The 5,978-nt window shown below is 74.1% G+C and carries 6 protein-coding genes; 1 reads left to right on the top strand and 5 read right to left on the bottom strand.

What is annotated here, in order from left to right; genetic code table 11:
* Positions 1-105: 105 nt before the first annotated feature.
* Entirely contained in the window at positions 106-1,509 is a 1,404-nt protein-coding gene (locus tag C1I99_RS28230; protein ID WP_111137244.1) for an NAD(P)H-quinone dehydrogenase, read from the bottom strand.
* 106 nt (positions 1,510-1,615) lie between these two features.
* Here C1I99_RS28230 and C1I99_RS28225 point away from each other — a divergent pair, with 106 nt between their 5' ends.
* On the top strand, positions 1,616-2,071 hold the full coding sequence (locus C1I99_RS28225; protein WP_111137243.1) for a gamma-glutamylcyclotransferase: 456 nt from the start codon (positions 1,616-1,618) through the stop codon (positions 2,069-2,071).
* A 75-nt stretch (positions 2,072-2,146) separates the two neighbouring features.
* On the opposite strand, the gene C1I99_RS28220 is transcribed toward C1I99_RS28225, so the two are convergent.
* From C1I99_RS28220 to C1I99_RS28205, 4 genes are all read right to left on the bottom strand, one after another.
* On the bottom strand, positions 2,147-3,109 hold the full coding sequence (locus C1I99_RS28220) for a GNAT family N-acetyltransferase (protein WP_111137245.1): 963 nt from the start codon (positions 3,107-3,109) through the stop codon (positions 2,147-2,149).
* 232 nt (positions 3,110-3,341) lie between these two features.
* Positions 3,342-4,085 (bottom strand): SCO6745 family protein, encoded by a 744-nt coding sequence (locus C1I99_RS28215; RefSeq protein ID WP_111137242.1) that lies wholly within the window; start codon positions 4,083-4,085, stop codon positions 3,342-3,344.
* 37 nt (positions 4,086-4,122) lie between these two features.
* Positions 4,123-5,061 carry a hypothetical protein gene (locus C1I99_RS28210; RefSeq protein ID WP_111137241.1) on the bottom strand — a complete coding sequence of 313 codons (939 nt, stop codon included), beginning with the start codon at positions 5,059-5,061 and terminating at the stop codon, positions 4,123-4,125.
* Between the two features lie 5 nt (positions 5,062-5,066).
* Positions 5,067-5,693, bottom strand: a complete 627-nt coding sequence (locus C1I99_RS28205; protein ID WP_111137240.1) for an MBL fold metallo-hydrolase — start codon at positions 5,691-5,693, stop codon at positions 5,067-5,069.
* Positions 5,694-5,978 lie beyond the last annotated feature (285 nt).

Raw genomic sequence — 5,978 nt, 5'->3', positions numbered from 1 at the left:
GCCTCACCCCGCCCCCCACCCGTCCCGTCGATCATGCGGTTGTGGTGCCCCGCGAAACGGGCAGGATGCTACGAAGCGCCCACCACAACTCCATGATCGACCGGGCTACTCCAGTTCGTGGAGCATGAGCTGGCGGGCGGCCTCGGTGATCGAGCCGGACAGGCTCGGGTAGATGGTGATGGTCTGGGCCAGTTCGTTGACGGTGAGGTTGTTCTCCACCGCCATGGTGATCGGCAGGATCAGCTCGCTGGCCTTCGGGGCGACCACCACCCCGCCGATGACCTGCCCGCTGGCCGGCCGGCAGAAGAGCTTGACGAAGCCGTCGGCCAGGTCGTCCATCTTGGCCCGGGCATTCCCGGACAGCGGCAGCATCACCTGCCGCGCCGGCACCTTGCCCGCGTCCACCTCGTCCTGGGAGACGCCGACCGTGGCCAGCTCCGGGTCGGTGAAGACGTTCGCCGCGACGGTACGCAGCCGCAGCGGCCGGACCGCCTCGCCCAGCGCGTGCCACATGGCGATCCGCCCCTGCATGGCGGCGACGCTGGCCAGCGGCAGCACCCCGGTGCAGTCACCGGCGGCGTAGATGCCGGGCACGTTGGTGCGGGAGACCCGGTCGACCGTCACGTAGCCGCCCCGGGCCAGCTCGACGCCGTACTCGGCCAGCCCCAGGTCGGCGGTGTTCGGGATCGAGCCGACCGCGATCAGCGCGTGCGAGCCGGACACCGTGCGGCCGTCGGAGAGCTCGACCTCGATGCCGTCGTCGGTGCGGCGGACCGCGTCGGCGCGGGAGTTGTTCAGGATGGTCATGCCCCGGCCGCGGAAGACCCGCTCGATGGCCATCGCCGCGTCGGCGTCCTCGTGCGGCATCACCCGGTCGCGGCTGGAGACCAGGGTCACCTCGACCCCCATCGCCAGGTAGGCGCTGGCGAACTCGGCGCCGGTCACCCCGGAGCCGACCACCACCAGGTGCGCGGGCAGCTCCGGCAGGTCGTACACCTGGCGCCAGGTCAGGATGCGCTCGCCGTCCGGTACGGCGGTGGGCAGCTGGCGGGGGGTGGCACCGGTGGCGATCAGCACGGTCGACGCGGCGATCGAGTACTCCTCGCCGCCCTCGGCCGGGGTGACGATCACCCGGTGGGTGTGACCGAGCGTGTCCTCGCCGAGCCGGGCCCGCCCGGCCACGAAGGTGACCCCGGCCTTGATCAGCTTGGCGTGGATGTCGGCGGACTGCGCGAGGGCGAGCCGCTTGACCCGCTCGTGCACCGCCGACGCGTCGACGGTGACCGCCTCCAGCCCGTCGGAGTGCACCCCGAACTCCTCGGTGTCCCGGTAGCCGGTGACCACCTCCGAGCTGGCGATGAAGGTCTTCGACGGGACGCAGTCGGACAGCACGCACGCCCCGCCGGCGCCGTCGGCCTCCACCACGGTGACGTCAGCGTCCAGCTGCGCGGCGACCAGGGCCGCCTCGTAGCCGGCCGGTCCGCCGCCGATGATCACGATCCGGCTCACAGCGCTCGCCCCTCGTCCATGCTCACAGTGACTTTCTTCTCCTGAACGCGTCCGACACGCACCGTCGTATTCTCCCCCACCCGCCGGCCGGGCTATCGTCATCGCCGTGCGTCATTACGCCGCCTACGGCTCAAACCTCGACCCTGCCCGGATGCGTGCCTACTGCCCGCATTCGCCGATGGTGGGCACCGGCTGGCTGGAGGGCTGGCGGTTCACCTTCGCGGGCGAGGGCGTGATCGGCTGGGAGGGCTCGGTCAGCACGGTCGTCGAGTCCCCGGGCGACCGGGTGTTCGTGGCGTTGTACGACATCCACCCGTACGACGCGGCGCAGCTCGACGAGATCGAGGGCGTGACCTCCGGCACCTACCGCAAGCTGCACGTGCGCGTCTCCACGCTGGACGGGGACGTGACGGCGTGGATCTACGTCTTCGACGGGTACGAGGGCGGCCTGCCGACCTCGTGGTACCTCTCGGAGATCGCGAACGCCGCCGAGAAGGCGGGCGCGCCGGACGACTACGTCACCGAGCTGCGGTCCCGCCCCACCGGCACCGCCTCGGCGTAGCAGCGCGTATCCCACGGCCCCAGTCTGCTACCGGCCGGGTCGGCCCGACGCGCCGGCCCCGGCCGGGGTCGTCAATCACACACCGGCAGCCGGCACGATCAGCTCGTACATGTCGACCCAGCGCACCTCGCACAGCCCCACCGACCGGTAGAGCGAGAGCGGGGCGGTCGGGTTGGCCAGGTCGACCCCGAGGCCGGCGGACTCCCGTCCCTTCCCCGCGTACCGGGCGAACGCGTGGCTCAGCAGCGCCGCGCCCACTCCTCGACGGCGCTGACCGGGGAGCACGGCGAGGTTCTTGACCCACCCCTCGTTCCGGTCGAGCGCCTGGTCGGAGGACTGGAGAACGCCCACCGGCTGCCCGTCCACCTCGGCGACGAACCATTCGTCCCAGGCCGAGTCGGCCCCGATCCGGGCCCGCCAGCGGTCATAGGTCAGCGGCTCGTAGTCCGCGGTGTCGCGGAAGGCGGTGTCGTAGATCCGGTGGAAGTCGCGCAGCTCCGACTCGTCGCCGGGGCGCAGCGGCCGGACCGTCACCCCGGGCGGTGATGCCGGCGGCTCGGCGGGCACCCCCGCCAGAGACCGGCTCATGACCTGGTAACGCTTGACGAAGCCGAACCCCGCGTCGGCCAGCTCATCGGCCCACCGTCGCTCTGGTGGGTACGCGGCGCACCGCACGGTCAGGCTCGACAGGCCACGCTCGGCGGCCCGCCCAGCCACCCGGTCCAACTGCCGGGCCAGCAGCGGCGCCCGCACCGGTGCGCCCCGGTCCGGGTCGACGAACACGTCGACGAACTCCCGCCCCACCCCAGTCGGGTTCTCCAGGATCGCCCAGGCCACCAGCGCGCCATTCGGATCGGTCACCACCCAGGAGTCCCGGCTCGGGTCGACGTTCAGCGCGGTCAGCGCGCCACGCACGTCCTCGGCGTCGAAATCGGGGTAGCCGATAGCGAAGGTGTCGGCAGCGCGCACCACCGCCAGGATCGCCGGCACGTCGTCGAGGGTGGGGCGGTGGACGGTCCAGCCCGCGGGGAGGGTCACGGAGGCGATCCTGACAGGCACGCCCGGGAAGCGCCGCCGATTTATCGCCGGCCGTCGGGGTCATCGCCGGCCGTCGGGGCGGTCGCCGATGACCACCTGCGCGCCCTCGCGGACCACCCGCCCGCCGACGGCGGTCGTCCGCCCGGCACCCGGCCGGGTCACCGCGTCCGCCGGCCGGGTGGGCTGAATCGCGGCGAAGGACGCGTTCCGCCCGGAGCTGCTCCACCTGGGCTCAGCTGGCGCGGTGCAGGTGGGCCCGGGTGGCGGTCAGCAGCTCCACCAGTTCCGTCCCGCCGGCCGGGCCGAGCCCCGCGAACGCGGCGGCGACCAGCCGGTCGGTCACCGCCTCGGCCCAGAGCCGCCGCCGCACCAGCGGACCGACCGGGGGGTACGGCGGCGGCCAGCCGCACGCCGCCGCACCCGCCTCCCCCTCCGGGCCGGCCAGCACGGCTTCCAGCGGAGTCATCCCGCTGGCCCGGACCGCGAGCAGGTGCGCCCCGGCGTAGTGCTCCCGGAGCAGGCGCAGCCCGATGGCGGCCCGGCCGCCCGCGCTCATCTCCGGCACCGGCATGGCCCGCCATGCGGCGAAGAGTGGCATGCCGGTGGCGTCCGCCAGCTGGACCGCGTGGCCGAGCAGCCCGGCGAGCCGGGCCACCCCGGGCACGGCGTCGAGGTTGGCGGTCCCCCAGCGGCAGCACTCGTCGAGGGTGGCGGCGGCCACCTCGACGGGCCGTACCGTCCGCAGGGCGGCGTCCCAGCCGTCGGCGACGGCGTCCGGAGCGAGGAAACCCAGCGCCGCTGCCACCGTCTCGGCCCGGACGTCGCCGAGCGCCCCGGCGCGGCCGGTGACGTAGAACGCCCAGCCGGAGATGCCGAGCAGCCGGGCCCGGCGCAGGGTGGTGGGGCAGCGGGTGAACGCGTCGCCGAGTTCGAGCACGATCGGTTTGCTGGCGGTGGCGACCTGCTCCGGCGTCATCCGCCCACTCCCCGCCCGGCCCCTCCGTCCACAGCGGTCAGTCTGCCCGGCCGGCGCCCGGGCCGGCAGCCCCCTCTTCGGCGTCGAGCGCCTCCAGCGCCGCCTCGACCTCGCCGGTGCGGCGCCGGGCCGCGGTGACGGTCCGTTCGGCTGCCCGGCGGGTGAGTCTGGCCCGGCTCAGCTCCTGTTCGGCGACGGCCCGTCGCCGCTCCAACTCGGCCAGCTCCGCCTCGATCGCGTCGAGGTCGGCCACGCCGTCCCGCTCGGCCGCCGTCGCTCCGGCCAGCTCCGCCTCGGCCCGGTCCAGGTCGGTACGCGCCCGCGTCAGCTCCTTCTCCACCGCCCGGCGTTGCCGGGCCCGTTCCGCCCGGGCGGCCCGCTCGGCCTGCTCGACCCGCCGGGCGGTCCGGTCCTCGCGCCTGCGCTCCGGCGGGGCGCGTTCCGGTTCCGGCTCCTCCCCGCCGGTGACCAGGCGCAGCTGCGGCCGGGGCACCTCGCCGAAGCCGGCGTAGCTGGCGGCCCGCAGCAGCCGGCCGGTGCGGACCTGCTCGGCCACCTCCGTGTCCGAGAGCGCCGCGTTGAGGGTGGCCTCCACCTCGGCCAGCGGCAGTTTCCCGGCCGGTGGGGCCCCCTCGGTGGCGGCCGCGAGCTTGCGGGCCTCGGTGACGAGCGCGCCGACCACCGCGCGCCGCTGGGCGGAGAGCTCGCGCAGCCGGGGGCCCCGCAGCTCCCGCTGGGCGGAGCGCAGCGCCTCGGCGAGCTGGACCAGGTCGGCGACCAGTTCGGCGCGTTCGAGGGCGAGCAGGTTGACCAGCCAGGCGGCCACGGTGGGCCGGCGCAGCTTGGCGATCTCCCGGGCGGCCTTCGGGTCGCCGGCCCGGCGGGCCTCCGCGGCCGCCTCGTCGCGGATGGCGACGAACCGGTCCGGTGGGGTGGTGTAGAGCCGGTGCACCAGCTCTCGGGGTGGGCCAGGCATCGCGCTCAGGCGTCGATCCGGGTGCCCGGTTCGAGCCGTCGGTAGTCCACCTCCGACAGCCGGGTGAAGTTGCTGTTCAGCACGCCCAGCCCGTTGTCGTTGAGCAGCCCGTCGTGCAGTGCGTACGCCCGGCGCGGGGCGACCGCGCGGAGGAAGTCCAGCGACTCGGAGAACTTCGTCCACGGGGCGTGGATCGGCAGGAAGAGGGTGTCGACCTGCACGTCCGGCACGACCAACGAGTCGCCGGGGTGGTAGACCCGGTCGTCTACCAGATACGCCAGGTTGTCCACCACCGGGATGTCGGGGTGAATCACGGCGTGCCGGCCGCCGTAGGCGCGTACCGGGACGCCGGCGGCGGTGAACGACTGGCCCGGCGTCACCGGGGTGAACACGTCGGCCAGGCCGTCCAGTGTGGAGGAGAGCGAGGCCGGCCCGTGCACGGTGAACGGCCGCCGGTCGCGCTGGGCGGTCAGTGCCTCGACGTCGACGTGGTCGGGGTGCTCGTGGGTGATCAGTACGGCGTCGACCCCGTCCAGGGCCTCCCGCTCGCTGAACACCCCCGGGTCGATGACCAGCACTCCGCCGTCGTGCTCGACGCGTACGCAGGAGTGGCCGTACTTGGTCAGGCGCATTCGTGACTCCTCGATTATCGAATCGTGACGTCCTCAGCGCAGTCTGCCGGAACGGGCGTGGCACCGCGCCTCGTCTGACCGATCGCCCCCGCCGGAGGGGCCACGGAGATCGGAGCGGGATGAACGGAATCGGACGAAGCCGGTGGAGTGCGCTGCTGACCGCGGCGGGACTGGCGGCCGTGCTCGCACTCGCCGGCTGCGGCGCGTCGGGCGGCGACGAGGGCACATCGAGCGAGCGAGCGGTGAACGACAGCGCGGTGGGCGCGCCGGCGGGGGGCGCGGAGG

Source organism: Micromonospora deserti (assembly GCF_003236335.1).
GTDB classification, from domain to species: Bacteria; Actinomycetota; Actinomycetes; order Mycobacteriales; family Micromonosporaceae; genus Micromonospora; species Micromonospora deserti.
This window is presented reverse-complemented; position numbering and strand designations above follow the sequence as displayed.